We start from the raw sequence: 21,390 nt of genomic DNA, 5'->3' as shown, positions 1-21,390 counted from the left end.
TTATTGACATGATCCGAATGGTCTTTCACACATAGAGCCAAGAACAAAAAATCAGACATATGGGGAACGAGGATGCGGACATACGGTTTCGCACGCGGTGCATCATTGCGCCTTTTGTCCGCTCGTCCATCGCAGCGTTTGACGGAGTTCAACACTGCATTCCCTGTCGTCATGACGCTATGAGAGGCAGCGCCGTGCCACGAGTGACGAATGAAACGATTGACCTTGAGGTTATCGAAGCAGCGCGTGACAGGTTGAAAAGCCTCGTCGCGAAAACGCCTCTGACGCGCTCCGAGCATCTGAGCGAACTCACCGGGACCTCGGCTTATCTCAAACTGGAAAATCGACAGACGACGGGCAGCTTCAAACTGCGTGGTGCGACCAACGCTGTCCTTTGTCTGTCGTCCGATGATCGCAGACGTGGACTGGTGACCGCGTCAACAGGCAATCATGGGCGCGCTGTTGCGCATGCCGCTTCCGAACAAGGGTTGATCGCGACCGTTTGCCTCTCCTCGCTGGTACCGCGCAACAAGGTCGATGCAATCCGCAATCTTGGTGCAGATGTGCGGATTGTCGGAAAATCGCAGGATGACGCGATGGACGAGGTGGCGCGCCTTGCCCGCGAAGAAGGAATGAATGTCATTCCCCCGTTCGACGATCGGCGCATTATTGCCGGACAGGGCACAATCGGTCTGGAAATCCTTGATGAGCAGCCGGACATTGAGACTGTTATCGTTCCTCTTTCAGGCGGAGGGCTCGCTGCAGGCATCGCCGCAGCTGTTAAAGCCCGTCGACCTCATTGCCGTATCATCGGCGTTTCCATGTCTCGTGGCGCAGCCATGGATGCCAGCCTCAAAGCTGGCAGACCGGTCAATGTCGAGGAGCTGGAGACGCTTGCAGATTCATTGGGCGGCGGTATCGGGCTCGATAATCATTGGACTTTTAAGATGTGCCGCTCGCTATTGGACGAAGTGGTCCTGCTCGATGAAGAGGAGATCGCAGCAGGAATCCGACATGCCGCGACGCGGGAAGGCGAAATCGTCGAAGGTGCTGCGGCAGTCGGCATTGGGGCCTTATTGAGCGGAAAGATCAAGCCAACAGGACCGGCCGCCGTCGTTATCTCCGGCGGCAACATCGATCCTGAGCAGCACCGCGCAATCGTGGAAGACCGCTATCGGAGGGCTGGCTGATGGCTGAAATGAGAATTCTCACCGAAGCTGATTTAAGGCAGATCATTACCCTCGACATGGCAAGCGTGGCGTGTGTGGAAAATGCTTTTCAGGCACTCGCCGGAGGCGGTGTCAACATGCCGCCGATACTTCGACTGGACATCCCCGCCCAACGTGGCGAAGTTGACGTGAAAACGGCTTACATTCCCGGACTTGGCAGTTTCGCCATCAAGGTGAGCCCCGGTTTCTTCAACAATCCTTCCATCGGCCTGCCTTCTACCAACGGGCTGATGATCCAGTTCTCAGCGAAGACCGGGCTTGTCGAGGCTCTATTGCTGGATAATGGCTATCTGACCGATGTGCGTACCGCCGCAGCCGGTGCTGTTGCGGCAAAACACCTGGCACGGGAGGACGCCCGTGTCGCTGCGATCTTCGGTGCAGGCATGCAGGCAGGAATGCAGCTTGAAGCACTGACCCTCGTGCGCCCGATCTCCGAGGCACGGATCTGGGCACGCAACTTCGAAAGTGCACAAAAAACAGCGCGAAGCTTTTCAGAAAAGTTCGCAATACCGGTGACGGCAATCGCAGAGGCACGACACGCCTGCCAGGACGCGGATATCATCGTGACGACAACGCCATCGGAAACGCCGCTTATAGAGGCCGAATGGCTTGTGTCCGGCCAGCACATCACCGCAATAGGTTCGGATGCCGAACACAAGAACGAGATCGATCCCGCGCTGTTCCGGCGACCGATTACCTATGTCGCGGACAGCCTCTCACAAACGCGCAGGCTCGGTGAGTTGCATCATGCGATTTCGGCGGGAATTGTCGCGGCGGATACGATTTTTCCAGAACTCGGTCAGATCGCTCTCAATACCCCCACCTTCCAACGAAAGGCAGAGGACATAACCTTTTGTGACCTCACCGGGACGGGCGTTCAGGACACGGCCATCGCTCGTCTTGCGACAGAGCGCGCCAGCCTGCGCGATGCAGGCACGAAAATTGATTCAACCAAAACTGCAGGAGCCAGTCGATGAGTGTGGAACTCAACTTCACCCGCGCGGAATATGATCAGCGGATAGCAAAAACCCGTCGCGCAATGGAGAAGGCAGGCTTCGATGTCATCATTGTCACCGATCCATCCAATATGCATTGGCTGACCGGCTATGACGGCTGGTCCTTTTACGTGCATCAATGCGTTGTGCTCTCGATGGAGGGGGAACCGATCTGGTACGGTCGCGGTCAGGATGGAAATGGCGCGAAACGCACCGCGTGGATCAGCCATGACAACATCATCGGCTACCCCGATCATTACGTGCAGTCGCTTGAGCGCCACCCCATGGATCTTCTGGCATCAATATTGGAGGAAAAGGGTTGGGGCAGCAAGACCATTGCCGTTGAGCTGGACAATTACTGGTACACGGCTGCGGCCCATCACGCTTTGCAGAAACATCTGCCGAATGCTCGCTTCAGGGATGCGCAAGGACTGGTCAACTGGCAGCGCGCCGTCAAAAGTCCGGCGGAAATCGACTATATGCGCAAAGCTGGCCGGATTGTTGAAGCTATGCATCGACGTATCGTCGACAAAATCGAGCCGGGCATGCGAAAATGCGATCTGGTTGCGGAAATCTACGACGCAGGCACACGCGGCGTTGAGGGTTTCGGCGGCGATTACCCAGCCATCGTGCCTCTGCTGCCTTCCGGGCCCGACGCCTCCGCACCGCATCTGACGTGGAACGATCTGCCTATGAATACCGGTGAAGGCACCTTCTTCGAGATCGCCGGTTGCTACAAGCGCTATCACTGCCCTCTGTCGCGTACCGTGTTTTTGGGCAAGCCGACGCAGGCTTTTCTTGATGCCGAGAAGGCCACGCTCGAAGGCATGGAGGCAGGTCTCGCGGCTGCTCGACCCGGCAATACATGCGAAGATATAGCCAACGGCTTCTTCGCCGTGCTCAAGAAATACGGAATTATCAAGGACAACCGCACCGGCTACTCCATCGGCTTGTCCTATCCGCCGGATTGGGGCGAACGCACAATGAGCCTGCGCCCTGGCGACCGCACCGAGTTGCAGCCGGGCATGACCTTTCATTTCATGACGGGCCTTTGGCTGGAAACCATGGGGCTGGAGATCACCGAGAGCATCGTTATCACTGAAACCGGCGTGGAATGTCTTTCGAATGTACCGCGCAAGCTCGTGGTCAAGGATTAGGACGTTGCGATGATGCACACCTCGCCTCCCTCACGTCCCTCCCCGATCACGCCCACTGTCGACCTCAACCGCGACGGCGTTCAGCACGGGCATCTGCGACTGCCATGGTCCAGAGACGATTCCGCATGGGGATCGCTGATGTTGCCGATCTGCGTCATCCGCAACGGCGACGGTCCGACCGCGCTCTTAACCGGCGCCAATCATGGCGATGAATATGAAGGGCCTGTCGCTCTTTATGATCTCGCAGCCAATCTGAGACCGGAAGAGATCAGGGGCCGCGTCATCATTGTTCCGGCCATGAACTATCCCGCCTTTCTTGCGGGAACGCGAACATCTCCCATCGACAAAGGCAACCTCAACCGCAGCTTCCCGGGCCGTCCGGATGGCACAGTTACTGAAAAGATTGCCGACTATTTCACCCGCTACCTCCTGCCAGCGGCCGATGTCGTCATGGATTTCCATTCCGGAGGGCGAACACTCGATTTCCTGCCTTACGCAGCCGCACATGCCTTGCCGGATACGGCACAGGAACTCCGCTGCTTTGCGGCGGTCAAAGCCTTTTCGGCGCCTTTCTCGATGCGGATGATCGAGATTGACGCTGTGGGCATGTACGACACGATAGCAGAGGAAGCGGGCAAGGTGTTTGTCACGACAGAGCTTTCCGGCGGCGGTACGATCTCCGCCCGCACTGCTTCCATAGCCAAGCGCGGCATTCGCAACCTTTTGCGCCATGCAGGCATTCTGCAAGGAGAGGTCGAGCTGTCGCCAACAACATGGCTCGATATGCCATCGCAGGAATGTTTCGGTTTTGCCGACACCGAGGGTCTACTTGAACCGTTGGTTGATCTCGGAGCTCAGGTACGCAAAGGCGACGTCATTGCGCGGGTTCATACCGTAACCCGAACAGGCGTTGCTCCGCAGGAATACCGTGCCGCGCTCGATGGAATTCTCGCAGCCCGGCATTTTCCTGGTCTCATCAAAATGGGGGACTGCCTGGCGGTCATTGCCACGATCAGTGAGGAGCCGTCTCCGGGATAAGCCGATCATCAACGCCAACTGACAAGCCGGACAATAAAACAACCGGCGTTCATAAAGAGGAGTGAACACGATGCGCATGAAACATCTTACAATTTCCGCTCTGTTTTCGGCAGTTGCAGTCTTGTCTCTCACGCTTCCGTCACAAGCTGTCACCATCGAAGATCTCAAGGGGGCGGGCTTTGTTCGTGGGGCAACGGCCAACGAGGTGCCTTACGGCTACATGGACGAGAGCGGCGCGGCCAAAGGGATAGGCCCTGACGTCGCCGCAGCAATCTTCAAGAAACTTGGAATTGAGGAAATCGACTGGACTGTTACCCCGTTCGGCTCGCTCATTCCCGGTCTAAAGGCCAAGCGGTTCGAGTTCGTCGCGGCGGAGCAGAATGTCTTGCCGGACCGCTGTAAGCAGGTCCAATTCACCGTCGCCAATTCGAGTTACGGTGAAGGCCTTCTGGTTCCCAAGGGCAACCCAAAGAACATTCATTCCTATGAAGACATCAAGAAAGATCCATCGCTGAAAGTCGCAATCGTTTCCGGTGCGGACCAGATCGACTTCCTGCATGGAATGGGTATCGACGAATCCCAGATCGTCATGATCCAGGGCAATGCGGATGCACCTTCGACGGTCCAGACCGGGCGCGCTGATGCCTATGCTGCAACGGAACTGACGGTCGCCAAGCTGGTCGACAATTCACCGGAGCTGGAACAGGCGCATCCGTTCACCGATCCGGTTGTGAACGGCAAATCTGCGAGAAGCTTCGGCGCGTTCAGCTTCCGTCCGGAAGACAAGGAATTCTATGAAGCTTTCAACAAGGCGCTCATCGAATTCAAGAAGACAGACGACTACAAAAAAATCCTGATGACTTATGGGCTTAGCGAGGAGAGCGTAGAAGCTGCACGAACAGTGGATACAGCCAACCTCTGCAACGCAAAGTAAGTTGATTTGCGTCCGCCGAACCGCTCACGGCTCGGCGGGCATTGTCTCATCTCAATCGGGAGACGATTATATGCATTGGACGGAATATCTTCCCGCCCTTTTCAAGGGAGCGCAAATCACTGCCATTCTTGCCCTCAGTTCGATGGCCATTGGCACCATACTGGCATTTTCCGCCGGAATTGCCCGATTTGCGGGTGGGCCGATCCTCTCCACGATTGCGGTGATCTATATCGAGATATTCCGCGGCACGTCTCTGCTCGTGCAGCTTTTCTGGCTCTATTATGCCCTGCCGCTGATCGGCATTTCGTTTGATCCGGTCACAACCGGCATCATGGGCCTTGGTCTCAACATCGGTGCCTATGGCGCAGAAGTGGTTCGCGGTGCCTTGCAGGCGGTGCCGGAAGCACAACATGAAGCCGCTCGGGCGCTCAATTTCAGCAAGGGTCATACCTTGTTTCATGTCATTCTTCCGCAAGCGGTAGTCGAAATGATGCCGGCCTTCGGTAACCTTGCCATTCACAACCTCAAGGACACCGCGCTTGCCTCACTCATTGCGATCAGCGACCTCACCTTCCAGGCCCAGCGCCTGCGAAACCTGACGCTCGACAGCGTGACAATCTATTCGCTGACCCTACTCGGTTATTTTGCAATGGCGCTCGTGCTGTCAGCGGCCATTCGCTGGCTGGAGCGGCGTCTGAGACGCCAGACCATGGCCGGAGGCTTCGCATGATCTACGGTTATGCCTGGGACACCTCGTCCACACTCTCGTTCGCGATTTCCATTCTGCCAATTCTGGCGATTGGTCTCACCGTGACTTTGAAAGCCGCTGCCACGGGCTTTGCAATTGCGCTGGTCCTTGGCCTTGTCTTTGCGCTTCTCCGCCGTAGTCCATACAAGATCATATCCTGGCCAACGACGGTTGTAGTTGAGTTCCTGCGTGATACACCACTGCTGGTGCAGCTGTTTTTCCTCTATTACGTGCTGCCCGTATACGGCATTGTTCTGCCCGCATTTCTGACCGGCGCTCTGGCACTTGGTCTTCAATATTCGGCCTATACGTCGGAAGTTTATCGCGGAGGTATCGAAGCGATCCCGCGAGGACAATGGGAAGCCGCACGCGCATTGAATCTCACGCCCTGGCGCACCTATCGCGATATTGTCATCCCGCAAGCCATACCCCGGATCATCCCAGCCATGGGCAATTACCTGGTTTCCATGCTGAAGGAGACCCCGGTGCTCTCGGTCGTCAGCATCGTCGACATGCTGAACCTCGCCAATCTGATCGGCGACCGCACTTTCGAATATCTGGTTCCGCTGTCGATGGTAGGCCTGATTTTCCTGGTGCTGACCTTGATCTGCTCGGCACTCATACGCCTGCTCGAACGCACACTTCCAAAAAACGGGATCGCTCTCAAATGACCCAGGAAATTATCCGCTTTCAGGACGTAACCAAGCGCTTCGGAGCGCTGACAGTGCTGGATCGCTTCAATTTTTCCGTCAAATCAGGCGAGAAGGTCACCCTCATCGGCCCCTCGGGCTCAGGGAAATCGACAGTTCTCCGTATCCTCATGACCTTGGAGCCGTTTCAGGAAGGTACTCTCGAGCTTGCAGACGTGTCCTATCATGAGCCGAACGGCAAAGGACAATTTCAGGCAAGTGAAGGCCATTTGCGCAAGATCAGGTCGCATGTCGGCATGGTGTTCCAGAGCTTTAATCTGTTCCCGCACATGTCGGTACTGCGAAACATAATCGAGGCCCCGATTCATGTTCTGGGCATGAAGCGCGCCGAAGCAGAGGCCCGCGCACTTGACCTGCTCTCCCTCGTGGGCTTGACCGACAAGAAGGACCACTATCCTTCCCAGCTATCCGGTGGCCAGCAGCAGCGCGTCGCCATCGCCCGTTCTCTTGCCATGCGCCCACGCGTATTGTTGTTTGACGAACCCACGTCCGCTCTTGATCCGCAACTCGTGGGCGAAGTGCTGTCCGTCATTCGCGGGCTGGCACAGGAGCATGACCTGACCATGCTCCTTGTCACGCATGAAATGCGATTTGCCCGGGAAGTATCTGATCGCGTTTGCTTTTTCGATAAGGGGCGCATCTGCGAGCAAGGCACGCCCGAACAGATATTCCAGACCCCGAGCGAGGCACGCACCAAAGAGTTCCTGCGTTCAGTGCTTTAGAAACAGGCTTTCAGGCGATCGATCCCACATCATAGACAGGCGGCAATTGCGCAAAGGTCTCGCAGATGGTTTCAAGTGCCGTCTGCAATGCCGGGCGCGAAAGCCGTCCCCCCAAACAGATGCGAATACCACCACTTCCTCGATCAGCACCGGCCACAAATGGGTCCGATGGCGTGACCGCAACGCCTTTATTGGCAAGCGCGCGCACCAGCCCGTCCTCAGACCAGTTGCGGGGTATTTTAAGCCAGGCGCATAACGACAACGGATTGTTGCCCGCCACATGCGAACCCAGAATATCGGTTACCTGCGCCTGACGGGATCGCAACTCGCTGCGCTGGATTTCAATCAATTCCCCCGCCGTGCCATCTTCGATCCAGCGGCTGGCCATCTCACCCATAAGATTGACACCGCTCCAGCTTGTAACGCGCAAAATAGATGTGACCCGAATGGAATATTGCGTTGGAACGACGAGGTAACCGGTACGCAAGCCCGTCATTACCGTCTTGGTGAAACTTGTAACAAAGAAGCCAAGATCGGGCAGCAACTCCGGCATGGACGGCAATTTTTCTTCAAGGATGGGTTTGTAAACCTCATCCTCGATAACGCAGACATCGTATCGTCGGGCAATTTCTGCTATGGCGATGCGACGCCCTGCGCCCATCAGATGACTGGTCGGATTGCCCAGTGTCGGGATCATCACGAGCGCACGAACATCACCGGCCTTGCAGGCGGTTTCAAAAGCATCCGGTAGAATTCCCTGTTCATCAATAGGGAGTCCACGCAAAGTAAATCCGAGCACATTGGCAAGACCTATGATGCCATGGTCGGTCAGGCTTTCCGTGAGCACTACTTCCCCGGGCTGAACGACGGCGGCAACAGCGAGAAACAGGCCATGCGCGGCACCATTGGTGAGGATGATCCGGCCCGGGTCGACATCAACCGACAGATTGCGCAGCCAATCCCGCGCGACAGCACGATGTCTGTCCAATCCAGCTATAGGACGGCAGGGGCGCATGAAACTTGCATTGTCCGACTGGCTCAATTCTTCCAGCAGACGGCGCGAGGCATTCTCGTGCGCTTCGGTATAGACCGCCCGAATGATCGACAGATCCGCCGTTCCGCTAGGATCACGATCGAGCATGAACCGGTCCGCTCGCTCTGTCACCCGGTTGCAGACATATGTTCCCCGACCAACCTCGCCGCGCAGATAACCACGTCGTTCAGCTTCCTTGTAACTGATACTGACGGTCTGCACCGAAAGTCCGAGCTTGTGAGCCAGGTCCCGATGCGTCGGCATACGCATGGCGGGTTGAAGAATGCCCTTTTCAATATCATCGACAATTTTTTCTGTCAGAAGTCGATGCTTGGTGACGCCCTTGCGCATTTCCAACATAGGTTCCCACATGCGTCCACCGACTCCATCATGACATATTGAGAATTGTCATATTATACTGAATTAATACCATGACATTCCAGTCAAAACAGCACAGAGGACGAAGCGATACAAACTGATGGGGACCATTGCGACAATTTCCGAGAATATGACTTTGTGGGCGCCTGTCGCGCAGAATAGTTGGTCTGAAGTTGTGTCGGAAGTTAGCGATATCGGGTCATAAAAGATGACAAGTCCATCAAAACAAGCTATTGATAGATAAAGCGATTTCTATCGTTTGCCTGTCCACATCGTTCCTCGCCGCCGGACGAAATGCGCATGAATGAAAAACGGAGCCAGCCGGTTTCCAAGCCGCCAAATCCAGCCAAACCGTTCCTCGAAAACGAACGTCCCACGCTGAAGACAATAGCATTCATGACTGGCCTGGGCGTAACCACGGTTTCCCGCGCCTTGAAGGATGCCCCTGAAATCGGCCCCGAAACCCGCAAACGCGTGCAATTGATCGCGAGGCAGATCGGATACCGCCCCAATCGTGCAGGTGTACGCCTTCGCACCGGTAAAACAAACGTCATTGCGCTGGTCCTTAATACGCAAGATGAAATTATGGGTTTTACCAGTCAGGTCATTCATGGTGTTGCGGATGTACTGGCCGAAACGCAATACCATCTCATTCTAACGCCCTATTTTCATTCAAGGGCACCCATCGAGCCGATCCGCTATATCGTCGAGACAGGTTCAGCCGACGGAATTATATTCTCACGCACAGAACCGGACGATCAACGCGTCCATTATCTGACCGAACATGATTTCCCGTTCGCCACCCACGGACGCACTGATACGGGCATCGAACATCCTTATCATGACTTTGATAATTTCACTTTTGCCCTCGAGATGGTCGGCAAACTGTCGACGCTCGGGCGGAGGCGGCTTGCCCTGCTGACTCCGCCAGCGCACCTCACCTATTACCGGCATATGGTGGGTGGATTTTATGAGGGGCTGCGGACCTTTCATTGCAGTGGATCACCATTTGAAGGGGTTGATCTCGATACGTCCCTTGAGGGCTTGCGGCTGCATGTTGCTCAACTGATGAAGAGAGCAGATCGGCCGGACGGCATCATCTGCTCCGGCAGTGCGGCTGCATTAGCAATTGTTGCAGGTATCGAAGATGCGGGAATGAACATCGGCAATGAAGTTGATGTAGCAGCCAAACAGTCGACCGAGATTTTGCACTGGTTTCGTCCGGGCCTGATTGTTGTTGAGGAGAGTTTCAAGCTCGCGGGCCAACAACTTGGTAAAGCCATTCTGGGCCGAATCAACGGCAAGGACATCAAGTCTCTGCAGACGATAGGCTAGGTGGGTGGAGGCCACCCCAATCCCGCGGGATCGGGATAGCCTCCAATCGCTCGGGAGGAGCGATGCAAAGTCAGTTTGCCGCCCGTTTCTGTCTGTTTTCTTCCGGCTGAAGCAAGGCTTCTGCGGCAGCGATATCGAGTGCTTCAGGGCGCGTGCATCGTGTTTCAATGTCGATGAAACGCTTTTCTTCACCTGATCTCAGAATGGCCAGCATGACATCGACCCCATGCAGGGCGCGTTCCAGCGAACAGCGCATATCGCGACCATCCAGGATGGCGGCCGCCATATCTGCCAGTCCTGCCGCTCTATAGTTGGCCATCATACCTTGCGAGTGCTGCTCATTGGCGATGCCAAAGGGGTGTTCCCAGTTTTCGACTGGTTCGGCTGGCTCACCCGGCTTCGCTATCTGGACTTCCCCACCGAAAAAATTTGGGTCCGGCAGATAGAGCGATCCCTCGGTGCCATATAGTTCCATGTTCGCATGGCGGTGCGCCCACACATCCCAACTTGCTGAAAGCGTTATTGTTGCGCCTTGCTCGAATTCCAGCAGCGCGTGAATGGTGGTTGGTGTCTCAACGGGAATGGTTTCGCCTTTGCGCGGCTCCGAACTGATCGTCCGCGTCGGGGTCGCCATGGAAGTCAAAGCCGCGACACGCTTCACAGGCCCGATGAGATTGACGAGATTTGCGATGTAATAAGGCCCGAGATCGAGAATGGGGCCGCCACCATGCTTGAAGAAGAAGTCCGGGTTCGGATGCCAATGCTCCATACCATGGCTCATGACGTGGCAGGTGCCTGAAGTGATACGGCCGACATTCCCACTATCGATTTCGCGCCGCGCCAGCTGGTGCGCACCGCCCAGAAAAGTGTCAGGAGCGCACCCCACTTTGAGACCGCGGCCGTCGGCAAGTGCCTTCAGTTCCAGCCCCTGCTCCATTGAAAGAACCAGCGGCTTTTCCGAATAGGCGTGTTTGCCTGCCGCCAGTATCTGCTTGGTTACTGCATAGTGGGCATCTGGAATTGTCAGATTGACGATGATGTCTATGTCATCATTCCGAAGCAGTTCCTCAATAGTCTGTGCCTTTACGCCGAACTCTTCTGCCCGCGCATTTGCCGCCGCCAGATTGATATCTGCGCAAGCCCTCATTTCAATGCTTCGAAACATAGGTGACAGCCGCAGATATGTAGCTGATATATTGCCGCAGCCGATAATCCCGACACCAAGTTTCCTGGTCATTTCTTTCTCCAATTTAGAAAGTTCTTACGGTTTCGATGGAACGGCTCGCAAACCGGGTATCGTCCGACGGGTTATCGTGTTCCATGATGAAATAGCGGGCAGGCGTCTTGCGCAAAGCCGTAAACAAGGCAGGCCAGTCGACGGTCCCGTGACCAACATCTTCCCAACCGTCTTCGTCGGCCTTTTCTCCATTCACCGCGATGTCCTTTACATGAACTGCCAGTATCCGGTCGCCGTAACGCTCGATCCATTCAAGCGGGTCGGCTCCCCCTTTGATGATCCAGGCAATATCGGCCTCCCAGGCCAGATCGGGCGAAGCATTCATGATGTGTTCCTGCGGCACGGAACCGTCAGCCAAGGGCCGGAACTCGAAATCGTGGTTGTGCCAGCCAAAGGCATAGCCTTCCTTGCGATAAGGCTCACCAGCCGCGACCAGGCGTTTACCAAACTCCTGCCAGCCAGCGACACTATCCGGGCGGCGATCTGCATCGAGATAAGGACAGAAGATCGCCTTCATATCGGCAACCTTGGCAATCTCCAGAACGCGGCTCACTTCATTTTCCAGCATATCCAGACCAAAATGGCCGGTAGGCATGGAAAGCCCCAAAGCATCGAGATCCTTCTTTAATCGAACGGGATCACCATAAATCCCCCCGTAACCTTCTACACGACGATAACCGAGGTCGCGCAACATTGTGAGTGTGCGCTCCAGCGGCTGGAAATTGCGAGAGCTGTAAAGCTGATAGGAATATCCGTTCATGTCCTTATCCTTTGAACTCGTTCCAGAATTACATTGGTTTTTCTGAGCAAAATGCGCCCATGCGGATCGACGCGGTGTCCGATCCGTCAGCAAAAACAATGGTCGCCTCTTGCTGAAGGCTGTTAAGGGGAGCGTTGTTCTCTGTTCATCTAAAGCCTCTCCTCCGTTTGAGCATCGAAAAGCGACAGGGTATCGGGTTTGAAGCCGATCCTGACCTTCTCTCCTGCCCGATAACGCTTTCCAGCTTCCACGCGCGCGGAAAGCGGATGCCCGTTCAGCCGAAGCCAGACCAGACTATCGGCACCCATCGGTTCATCCAGATCGACTGTCGCCTCGAAACCGTCCTCGATCTCAAGCCTGACATGTTCCGGACGAACACCGAGTGTTGCCTTCCGGCCCGGCTGTAGCGCTCCGTCATATCCGTCCAGCCCTACGGCTGTCTGTCCGATGTGGAATACGGCCTTTCCTTCTGTGACCGCAATTTCACCAGCGAAGAAATTCATCGATGGCGACCCCAGGAAACCCGCGACAAACCGGTTCTTCGGGCGGTTGTAGATCGTCAGCGGGTCGGCCAGTTGCTGAACCACGCCACCTTTCATCACGGCAATGCGATCCGCCAGCGTCAGCGCTTCAATCTGGTCGTGGGTAACGTAGATCATCGTGTTGCCGAGTTTCTGATGAAGGCGTTTGATCTCGACGCGCAGTTCGGAGCGCAATTTTGCATCGAGATTGGAAAGCGGTTCGTCGAACAGGAACACATCGACGTCGCGCACCAATGCACGACCGATCGCAACACGCTGACGCTGACCGCCAGACAATGCCGAGGGTTTGCGTTGCAGCAAGGGTTCGATCTGGAGAATTTCGGCAGCACGCTTGATGCGATTGTCGATCTCTCCCTTCGGCAGACCGGCCACGCGCAATCCGAAAGAAAGATTCTTTTCGACAGTCATTTGCGGGTAAAGCGCGTAGGATTGAAACACCATGCCGATGCCTCGGTCCTTCGGCTCATCCCAGGTGACATTACGGCCTTTGATGAAGATGCTGCCTTCGGAAATATCGAGAAGACCAGCCACGCAATTGAGCAGCGTGGACTTTCCGCAGCCGGACGGCCCAAGAAGCACGAGAAACTCGCCTTCCCCGATTTCCAGATTGAGATTTTGCAGCACATTGACCGTGCCGAAGCCAAGCGACAGGTCCTGGATGGAAACGCTTGAATTCATGAACTCATCCTTTCACTGCGCCAGCGGCAATACCGCGAACGAAATAACGGCCGGAGAGGAAGTAAACGAGCAGTGGCACGGCACCGGTCAGGATCGTGGCTGCCATATTGACGTTGTATTCCTTCACGCCCTGCATGGAATTGACAATATTGTTCAACTGCACGGTCATCGGAAAATTCTTCGTTCCGGCGAACACCACGCCAAACAGAAAGTCGTTCCAGATACCGGTCACCTGCAAAATGATCGCAACTACGAAAATTGGCAGTGACATCGGCAGCATGATCTGAAAGAAAATTCGCCAGAAGCCTGCACCGTCCACACGCGCCGCCTTGAACAATTCCGGCGGCAGACCGGCGAAATAATTGCGGAACAGCAGCGTGAGGATCGGCATGCCGAAAATCGTATGGATGAAGACAACGCCGGTCAGGGTGCCGAAAATTCCCAGCTCGCGTGTAATGATAACGAGCGGATAGAGCATGACCTGATACGGAATGAACGCCCCGAACAGCAGCACGGCGAAGAAGATTTCCGATCCCTTGAACTTCCAGTTTGCCAGCGCGTAGCCATTCACCGATGCGATCGCGATGGAAACGATCACGCTCGGCACGGTGATCTTGATGGAATTCCAGAATCCTGCACTGATTCCTTCGCAATAAAGGCCGGTGCAAGCCTGGCTCCATGCCTTGACCCAAGGTTCGAACGTGATTTCGACCGGCGGCGCAAAGATGTTGCCTAGCCGGATTTCAGGCATACCCTTCAGGGATGTGACAACCATCACATAAAGCGGCAGCAGGTAATAGACGGCAGAAACAAACAGCACGCTGTAGAGCATGATGGTTGCTGGGGCAAAGCGCCGTTTCGGTTTGCGCCCCCAGGGCTGGGAGACCTGCTTCGCTGCAGGACGCGTCTGGTCCGTCGCAGCTTCGGTTCCGGCTCGTACCCTCCCGTTCAGAACAGCTTCCGTCATCGCGTTTTTCTCCGGCTATGCTCAAACATCGTCCACGGAACGAGGATGATCAAAACTGTAGTCAACATGACCGTAGATGCAGCAAGCCCCTGCCCCAGATTGGCCCAGCCGAACATGAAGTCATAGACGTATTTTGCCGGCACTTCCGATGCGATGCCGGGACCGCCATTGGTCATGGCGACAACCAGATCGTAGAGTTTGACGATACCCGTCGCGATCAACACGATGGTCGTCACCAGGACGGGGCGCATCATCGGCAGGATGATGAACAGATAGGTTTTCCATTTCGGAATGCCGTCAACTCGTGCGGCCTTCCAGATTTCCTCATCGACACTGCGCAGCCCCGCCAGCATCAGAACCATGACGAGCCCTGTCATCTGCCAAAGCCCGGCAATGACAATCGCATAAATGACGTAGGTCCGGCTCGACAGGATCGCCATATGGAAATTTTCGAAACCTATATCGCGGACCACTTTCTCCAGTCCGAGTTGTGGATTGAATATCCACTGCCAGACGAGACCCGTCACGATAAACGACAAGGCATAGGGATAGAGAAAGATTGTGCGGAACGTATTTTCGAAACGAATCTTCTGGTCCATCAACGCCGCAAGGACAAAGCCCGTCACGAGCGAAAAGCCCATGCACAGGACACCATAGATCGCAAGATTGCGGACCGACACATGCCAGCGGGTGGCAGAGAACAGGCGCGTGTATTGATCGAAGCCGACAAAGTTCAACATCGGCAGCGATTTGGAAGACGTGAAGGAATAAAGGACTGTCCAGAGCGTGCAGCCAATGAAGACCACGAGAACCGTCGCGATCATCGGAAGGGCTGCAACTTTCGCATTCAGATTGCGAAATATTCCCGGCGGCTTTCGACGATTGCCCTCTTCGATGACGGCCATGATATTCCTCCCTATCCCGGTTTTCGGGGTCCTGCACCGCCATCCTCAGGGACGGCGCAAGACCAGACCGAGACTATTGTGCCTGCTCGATAATCTCGGCAAAACGTTCCTGAATGTCATCAACGGTCATATCGGGATTGGAGAAAAACTCAGCCGCCAGACTTTCGATCTGCCCTTGCGTGTCCGGTGCGCGCAATTGCTCTACTGATGGAACGATGTTATCCGGGTTCTTCAAAATCTCGATGCCCGCACGCATGCAAGTCGAGGCTGCCTCAAGGTCGACATCGCCACGGATCGGCAGAGAACCCTTGGCAAGATTGAACGCGACCTGCGTATCCTTGGAAACAAGCATGCTAGCCAGCTTTAGCTGCGCTTTCGTAACTTCCGGGTCCTTGTTCTTCGGGAAGTAGATCGCGTCGCCGCCAGTATCCAGATACGGATGGACACCGAGTCCCGGCAAGCAGTCATAATCCTTGCCTGCAACCTTTCCGGCTGTACCAAACTCACCCTGCGCCCAGTCCCCCATGATCTGTGTTCCTGCGCGCCCGGTCAGCACCATATTGGTCGCCTCGTTCCATGAGCGGCCAACATAACCCTTATCAGCCAGTTCGCGTGCCTGCGCCAGCGCTTCAAAGACCTTCTTCATTTCAGGCCCCCGCGCCGCATCAGCATCCTTGTCCTTGTTGACCTTCAGGTAAAGGTCCTTGCCGCCAATCGCAGTCGTCAGGACCGTCAGTATGCCGTTCACCTGCCAGCCGTCACCGGTTGCGAGAGGAACGATGTTCTTTTCCTTCAGCTTGGGAGCCGCAGCGACAAGATCATTCCAATTCTTGGGCGGCTCTGTTCCGGCATCACGAAATGCTTGCGGATTGACCCACATCCATTCCCAGGAATGAATATTCAGCGGAACGCAATAGAGACGTCCTTCAAAGGTGCAGGATTCCAGGAGGCTCTTAGGGCGAATGAAATCAGCCCAGCCTTCCTTTTCAGCAAGCTCGGTCAGGTCCATCATCAGGCCGCCTTGCACCAGCTCTTCAGCCTGCCGTCCATGATTGAGCTGCGTCGCCCCCATCGGATTGCCGCCCAAAATTCGGCTGATAATGATTGGGCGTGCGGTAGAGCCGCTACCGGCTATCGCTCCATCGACCCATTTGTCGCCGCCGAGCGCATCAAATTTTTCAGCAAGAACCTTGACCGCCGCAGCTTCACCGCCGGATGTCCACCAATGGGTGACTTCAAGATTGGCCGCCGAGGCCGAACCTGCCATTGTCAACGCTGTCATAGCCAGACAAACGGATGCGGTGAGCGTCTTTGCTCTTTGAAGCAACATTCCATCTCCTCCCAAATCTGAAACGTTACAGGTATGGTAGTCAAAAAGGTCTCACTTGCAACCCCTCTTGTGCGCATCTTCAGGGATTCCGCATCTGTAGGAAAATAAGTTGTTGTTTTAACCGTATTTTTTTGATGGCGTTTTTCTCGGAGCAAAGCATTCCAATATGTGCCATTTCCGAACGAACGGTCGTCGAAGTGTCAGAAGCCGGAGAATCTGTAACGTTACAGATGCGAGCAATTTCAACAGAAAAAGCGCCCGTTTGGGCGCCTTCTCATGTTTTTTCCAAACCAGATTGAATCAGGCGGCCTTTGTCACCAAGCCGTGCGGATCGAGAACAAACTTTTTGGCAGCGCCCTGATCAAAGCTCTCATAGCCCTTTGCCGCATCTTCAAGCGATATCACCTGAGCGTTGACAATATCGGCTATGTTGAGACGTCCATGAAGGATAGCCTGCATCAGCTGACGATTGTACTTCAGCACGGGCGTCTGCCCCGTATGGAACGACTGCGCCTTGGCCCAACCGAGACCGAAGCGCAGGGACAGGCTACCTTGCTTTGCGGCATTATCGACGGCTCCCGGATCTTCGGTGACATAGAGCCCTGGAATACCGATGGCCCCTGCCGGGCGGGTGATCTCCATCATCTGGTTAAGCACAATTGCGGGTTGTTCACCGCCGCTGTGGCCTCGTGCTTCGAAACCAACGGCGTCGATAGCACTATCGACTTCGTTACTGCCGGTGACCTCTGCGATCATGTCGCCGAGACGGTCGCTGGCTGAAAGATCGATCGGTTCGAACCCGACTTTCCGTGCGTGATCCAGACGTTCCTTATTGAAGTCGCCGATCATGACAACCGCAGCTCCCAGAATGCGTGCGGATGCGGCGGCGGCAAGACCGACTGGCCCCGCGCCCGCGACATAGACAATCGAGCCGACTCCGACGCCGGCCTTGACGGCACCGTGAAAACCGGTTGGCAAGATATCGGACAGCATCGTCAGGTCGCGGATTTTTTCCATCGCCTGTTCGCGATCGGGAAATTTGAGCAGATTGAAATCCGCATAGGGAACCATGACATAGCGGGCCTGTCCGCCAATCCAGCCTCCCATATCGACATAACCATAGGCGCCGCCGGCACGCGATGGATTGACCGTCAGGCAAACGCCAGTGTCCTGGGATTTACAGCAGCGGCAACGTCCGCAAGCGACATTGAATGGCACCGAAACGATGTCGCCCACGTCGAGCATTTCAACATCGCTGCCCTTCTCGATAATTTCACCGGTAATTTCATGGCCAAGCACAAGACCGGGCATGGCAGTGGTGCGTCCCCGGACCATATGTTGATCTGAGCCGCAAATATTGGTGGAAATTACCTTCAGTATAACGGCGTGGTCCAGTTTCCTCCCGTCCGGTGCCGCCAACACTGGGTCTTCAATATCGCGTACTTCGACTGTCCCGGGCCGCAAATAAACGACGCCACGGTTCTTGCTCATGTCTACCTCCTCCAGGTCGAACAACACTGACAGATTTCAAACAATGCAATGATCGATAGTTTTCCGGGCATACGTTGGAACGCCCGTTTCTGGGAGGTTACAGACAGAACGCGTGTGGTTCAGTCCCAATCGCGACACGTCTCATTCAAATTGACCGTCAGAAGACTGGCTGCGGGCAGTCAGTAGGTAGCGGACTTTGCCTGCGCCGCATCTTCGTCGAAAATGAATGCAGGACCAATCACACGTACATTGCGGTCACTCATGGGAGCAAAAGACGTTGTCGAAATCGCGACCTCATCATTGCGTGTCGGTCGCGTGTCCGGCATGGGCACGACCACATTTTTGAATGCACGACTGCCTTTGCTATTGGCTCGCAATTCGCTGATCTTGTTGACATAACCAGCCCAATCGCACTTCTTGAAATCGCTGCCGCCTTGATAGGCGTAGGCAGTTGGAAGCTCGATGTAGGGCTTGCCGTTGGAAACGGAAACCATGTCCGCTGTTTCGCCATTCGGATCGGTCAAAATATAAAGATCGACATTCTCCCCCTGACAGATAAAGCGGCATTGCGCCAATGTCTCCGTCACATTGTCGGATTTCTGGAACTGCGAATGCGGAGCCGGAAAAAGATAACCGTCCGACAAGCGCACGCAATAGGTCAAGGCGCCCTTCACACCGCTGGGAACCCACGGCTTGCCGGGCGTGGTGACCGAAGACGTTTTCGGCCGGTCGAGTTTTACTTTTGCAGTTTGCGGCGCAACCGGCTGTTCGGCACACGCCCTAGAAGAAAGCGAACTGGACGCGAGTTGCCGCTGGATTTCAGCAATACGCTGGGCAAGATCACGACACGGATTGAAGAAACCTCCACGTTCGTCGCCCCCCTTGCAGCCGCGGCTCCGCTCCATTGCGCGCAGGGCTGAAAGCTGGCGTTGCGTCATCAAATCCGCGGCGCCGGCTGCTCGCGTGCAGGACGCGGCAGCCAATTGCGGATAACAAATCAGTCCAATCCAAAGCAGCAAGGCGAAAGATTTTGTCACAACAACACCGTTGAAACCCAAGACTTCTGACAATTATCCTGCCGACAAGAGGTGAAGCGGCCTTTCCATTTCCGAATTCCCACGCTTGGGGTTCAGCACTTCATCCGGGTCCATTTCCGAGACCAGGGCGGCCAACGCCAATCGCAGATAAAGAGGCGCATCAGTCCGATCTATCGCCTTCAGGGCAACTCGCGAAATACCGAGAGAATGAGCCAGTTCCTGCTCGGATGTGTTCAGGGATGCACAGATTCTCGCGAGCTTTTCGTATGCACGTCTACCCATTGCCGTCGTTCCCTCCTCCAATTTTCTGGCGATCCGTTTCGGTCGCCATTGTTTTTCATCGTTCTGTTTCAACCCGAGACGGCCTTACCCTTAACCGGTGATCGCCCCCGACTCGATGAGGGCTGCAATTTGATCCGGAGCGAGCTTTGTGTCGGTCGAGATGAAGCCGCAAGAGCCCAGATTACGGCGACGCATCACCTCAACTATTGGTCATATCTTGCCCGCAACAATAGAAGGACATTTTCTTACATTAAGCAACGCGAAATATCAGATGGAAAATAAAAATACTTCAACCAAACAAGGATAACCAAACAACCCTCATTCATGATCCAATATGGCACATGCCGGTGTTGAGTATACAGACTCCCTGTATACTTTTTACGCTAAATGGTTGATTTCAATATCAAATATGCTTGAATCCCCCTGAATAGGGGAATGCCAACACCCATAAATTTTACTATCTTTAATTGAAGTTTAACAAGCCAATCAAATCTAAATTGTAGAGATTCCAAACGAAACAAAGGTTAACTTTATCTGGAAGAATGGAGCCCCACTGCGCTTTCGGGTCGAGAGCAGTAGCAACGCATGGATAAAATAAAAAAACTGGCGAAGAATCGACATCAGGTCGACGCACGTGCGCGCGACCCTTTACCCGCCAAGTCGGACGCAAACGGGGATGTGAATCCCTAGAAGTCATCCCGGTGGCGAATGGATTGCAGATAGGCGTAGGCCGTACCCAAAAGCACGGGCACGATTACCAAAGCGGTCCAGAATAGAATGTTGCTCATCTCTGCCCTCTCCCATAGTGCGTAGCGATGTGCGTTCTGCATCTCTGCAGGCACTATTCTAACACGGAAATGGCCGTCCTGTTTCAAATTCTTAATGGGAGGTTAATGCGCTTCGACGCCCTGACGGGCAAATATCGTCACCAACCAGTCGATAAATACTCTGACCCGCGGAGAAAGCTGACGGTCACGGGGGTATATGACAGAGACTGGTGATGGAGTTGGAGGATAAGCAGTGAGTATCTGCACCAGTTTTCCATCGCCGATGTGCTTCATCGCATGATAGCGGGGAATCTGTATGATCCCCAGCCCCTCACGGGCAGCAGCGGTATAGCTTTCGGCGGCATTGACCGTGACCGACGCAGGGATCGAGACGGTTCGCAATTTTCCGCCGATCATGAATTCCAGCGGCATGCGCGTAATACTACCGCTCGCCCTGAAGCCGATCATCCGGTGACCTTCGCCCAACTCATCGGGGTGTTGGGGGTGTCCAAATCGCGAGATATAAGAAGGGGATGCGACGGTGATCTCATCCAGCACCGTAACGCGCCGGGCAATCATGTCGCTGTCTTGCAGCGAACCAACGCGCAGAACGCAATCGATACCTTCCCGAACCAGATCAACGAACCGGTCTCCCTCGGTCATATAGAATTCGATCTCGTTATATTTTTCCAGAAAGGCTGGCAGTTCGGGAAAAAGAAAATGGCGGGCCAGTGTTCCTTGAACCTCAACTCGAAGCAGGCCTTTGGGTGCAGCTCCGGAAAACCCACCTTCGGCATCCTCCACATCAGCCAGGATTGCTGTGCAACGCTGGTAATAGGCCTGACCGTCAAGCGTTGGATTGACGTGCCGAGTGGTGCGTAGAAACAGCTGCGTACCCAGTCGTCTTTCAAGCTGCTTGATCGCGTCAGTAACGGTCGAACGCGGAATTCCGAGATCTTCAGCGGCCAGGGTAAAACTGCGGCGTTCCAATACGCGGGTAAAGACCCGCATCGCGTCGAACCTGTCCATCTGATTGTTCGCTCTTCTCGGATAGTGATAACAAATAATGGCCGATTAAACGGTTAGAGAAAAGTGCGATCTTGTTGGTGCTTACA

The 21,390-nt window shown here is 54.9% G+C and carries 20 protein-coding genes; 9 read left to right on the top strand and 11 right to left on the bottom strand.

The genetic code is table 11. The features are described from left to right. The first annotated feature begins 179 nt into the window (after window positions 1-179). From eutB to ehuA, 8 genes are all read left to right on the top strand, one after another. On the top strand, window positions 180-1,190 hold the full coding sequence (eutB, locus tag OINT_RS15075) for a hydroxyectoine utilization dehydratase EutB (protein ID WP_115168612.1): 1,011 nt from the start codon (window positions 180-182) through the stop codon (window positions 1,188-1,190). Further along, window positions 1,190-2,206 carry a cyclodeaminase gene (locus OINT_RS15070; protein WP_006468725.1) on the top strand — a complete coding sequence of 339 codons (1,017 nt, stop codon included), beginning with the start codon at window positions 1,190-1,192 and terminating at the stop codon, window positions 2,204-2,206. The genes eutB and OINT_RS15070 overlap by 1 nt, the downstream gene beginning before the upstream one ends. After that, window positions 2,203-3,381 (top strand): ectoine hydrolase DoeA, encoded by a 1,179-nt coding sequence (gene doeA / locus OINT_RS15065; RefSeq protein ID WP_006468724.1) that lies wholly within the window; start codon window positions 2,203-2,205, stop codon window positions 3,379-3,381. Before OINT_RS15070 ends, doeA begins: the two co-directional genes overlap by 4 nt. Before the next feature lie 9 nt (window positions 3,382-3,390). Continuing rightward, entirely contained in the window at window positions 3,391-4,419 is a 1,029-nt protein-coding gene (gene doeB / locus OINT_RS15060) for a N(2)-acetyl-L-2,4-diaminobutanoate deacetylase DoeB (RefSeq protein WP_006468723.1), read from the top strand. Between the two features lie 70 nt (window positions 4,420-4,489). After that, window positions 4,490-5,353, top strand: a complete 864-nt coding sequence (ehuB, locus tag OINT_RS15055; protein WP_006471724.1) for an ectoine/hydroxyectoine ABC transporter substrate-binding protein EhuB — start codon at window positions 4,490-4,492, stop codon at window positions 5,351-5,353. A 70-nt stretch (window positions 5,354-5,423) separates the two neighbouring features. Next, on the top strand, window positions 5,424-6,083 hold the full coding sequence (gene ehuC / locus OINT_RS15050; protein ID WP_006471723.1) for an ectoine/hydroxyectoine ABC transporter permease subunit EhuC: 660 nt from the start codon (window positions 5,424-5,426) through the stop codon (window positions 6,081-6,083). Then, the gene (gene ehuD / locus OINT_RS15045) at window positions 6,080-6,772 is read left to right on the top strand and encodes an ectoine/hydroxyectoine ABC transporter permease subunit EhuD (protein ID WP_006468720.1); all 693 of its coding nucleotides are present in this window, start codon (window positions 6,080-6,082) and stop codon (window positions 6,770-6,772) included. The genes ehuC and ehuD overlap by 4 nt, the downstream gene beginning before the upstream one ends. After that, window positions 6,769-7,533, top strand: a complete 765-nt coding sequence (gene ehuA / locus OINT_RS15040; RefSeq protein ID WP_006468719.1) for an ectoine/hydroxyectoine ABC transporter ATP-binding protein EhuA — start codon at window positions 6,769-6,771, stop codon at window positions 7,531-7,533. Before ehuD ends, ehuA begins: the two co-directional genes overlap by 4 nt. Window positions 7,534-7,543: 10 nt before the next feature. On the opposite strand, the gene ehuR is transcribed toward ehuA, so the two are convergent. Next, a complete protein-coding gene (gene ehuR, locus OINT_RS15035; protein ID WP_006468718.1) occupies window positions 7,544-8,938 on the bottom strand; it encodes a MocR-like ectoine utilization transcription factor EhuR in 1,395 nt (464 codons plus the stop codon). A 306-nt stretch (window positions 8,939-9,244) separates the two neighbouring features. Here ehuR and OINT_RS15030 point away from each other — a divergent pair, with 306 nt between their 5' ends. Further along, complete coding sequence (locus OINT_RS15030) at window positions 9,245-10,279, top strand: LacI family transcriptional regulator (protein WP_022569502.1); 1,035 nt, start codon at window positions 9,245-9,247, stop codon at window positions 10,277-10,279. A gap of 70 nt (window positions 10,280-10,349) precedes the next feature. Here OINT_RS15030 and OINT_RS15025 read toward each other — a convergent pair whose 3' ends face one another. The 10 genes from OINT_RS15025 to OINT_RS14980 all read right to left on the bottom strand — a co-directional run bounded on the left by OINT_RS15025 (window position 10,350) and on the right by OINT_RS14980 (window position 21,304). Next, window positions 10,350-11,516, bottom strand: coding sequence for a Gfo/Idh/MocA family protein (locus OINT_RS15025; RefSeq protein WP_006472266.1), 1,167 nt, complete (start codon window positions 11,514-11,516; stop codon window positions 10,350-10,352). A 13-nt stretch (window positions 11,517-11,529) separates the two neighbouring features. Then, entirely contained in the window at window positions 11,530-12,276 is a 747-nt protein-coding gene (locus tag OINT_RS15020) for a sugar phosphate isomerase/epimerase family protein (protein ID WP_006472267.1), read from the bottom strand. Between the two features lie 149 nt (window positions 12,277-12,425). Next, complete coding sequence (locus OINT_RS15015) at window positions 12,426-13,496, bottom strand: ABC transporter ATP-binding protein (protein ID WP_006468714.1); 1,071 nt, start codon at window positions 13,494-13,496, stop codon at window positions 12,426-12,428. Window positions 13,497-13,500: 4 nt separating this feature from the next. Beyond that, window positions 13,501-14,463, bottom strand: coding sequence for a carbohydrate ABC transporter permease (locus OINT_RS15010; RefSeq protein WP_006468713.1), 963 nt, complete (start codon window positions 14,461-14,463; stop codon window positions 13,501-13,503). Continuing rightward, complete coding sequence (locus tag OINT_RS15005; RefSeq protein WP_006468712.1) at window positions 14,460-15,368, bottom strand: carbohydrate ABC transporter permease; 909 nt, start codon at window positions 15,366-15,368, stop codon at window positions 14,460-14,462. Before OINT_RS15005 ends, OINT_RS15010 begins: the two co-directional genes overlap by 4 nt. Before the next feature lie 73 nt (window positions 15,369-15,441). Then, window positions 15,442-16,698, bottom strand: a complete 1,257-nt coding sequence (locus tag OINT_RS15000; protein WP_006472268.1) for an ABC transporter substrate-binding protein — start codon at window positions 16,696-16,698, stop codon at window positions 15,442-15,444. A 300-nt stretch (window positions 16,699-16,998) separates the two neighbouring features. Further along, the gene (gene fdhA / locus OINT_RS14995) at window positions 16,999-18,189 is read right to left on the bottom strand and encodes a formaldehyde dehydrogenase, glutathione-independent (RefSeq protein WP_006472269.1); all 1,191 of its coding nucleotides are present in this window, start codon (window positions 18,187-18,189) and stop codon (window positions 16,999-17,001) included. A 179-nt stretch (window positions 18,190-18,368) separates the two neighbouring features. Further along, complete coding sequence (locus OINT_RS14990; protein WP_235691673.1) at window positions 18,369-19,127, bottom strand: DUF2865 domain-containing protein; 759 nt, start codon at window positions 19,125-19,127, stop codon at window positions 18,369-18,371. Between the two features lie 132 nt (window positions 19,128-19,259). Beyond that, entirely contained in the window at window positions 19,260-19,508 is a 249-nt protein-coding gene (locus tag OINT_RS14985; protein WP_006472270.1) for a hypothetical protein, read from the bottom strand. 890 nt (window positions 19,509-20,398) lie between these two features. Next, entirely contained in the window at window positions 20,399-21,304 is a 906-nt protein-coding gene (locus tag OINT_RS14980; protein WP_006468705.1) for a LysR family transcriptional regulator, read from the bottom strand. Between the last annotated feature and the right edge of the window lie 86 nt (window positions 21,305-21,390).

It is taken from the genome of Brucella intermedia LMG 3301 (assembly GCF_000182645.1).
GTDB classification, from domain to species: Bacteria; Pseudomonadota; Alphaproteobacteria; order Rhizobiales; family Rhizobiaceae; genus Brucella; species Brucella intermedia.
The sequence above is the reverse complement of the archived record's forward strand: the minus strand, read 5'-3'. Positions and strand labels throughout refer to the sequence as shown.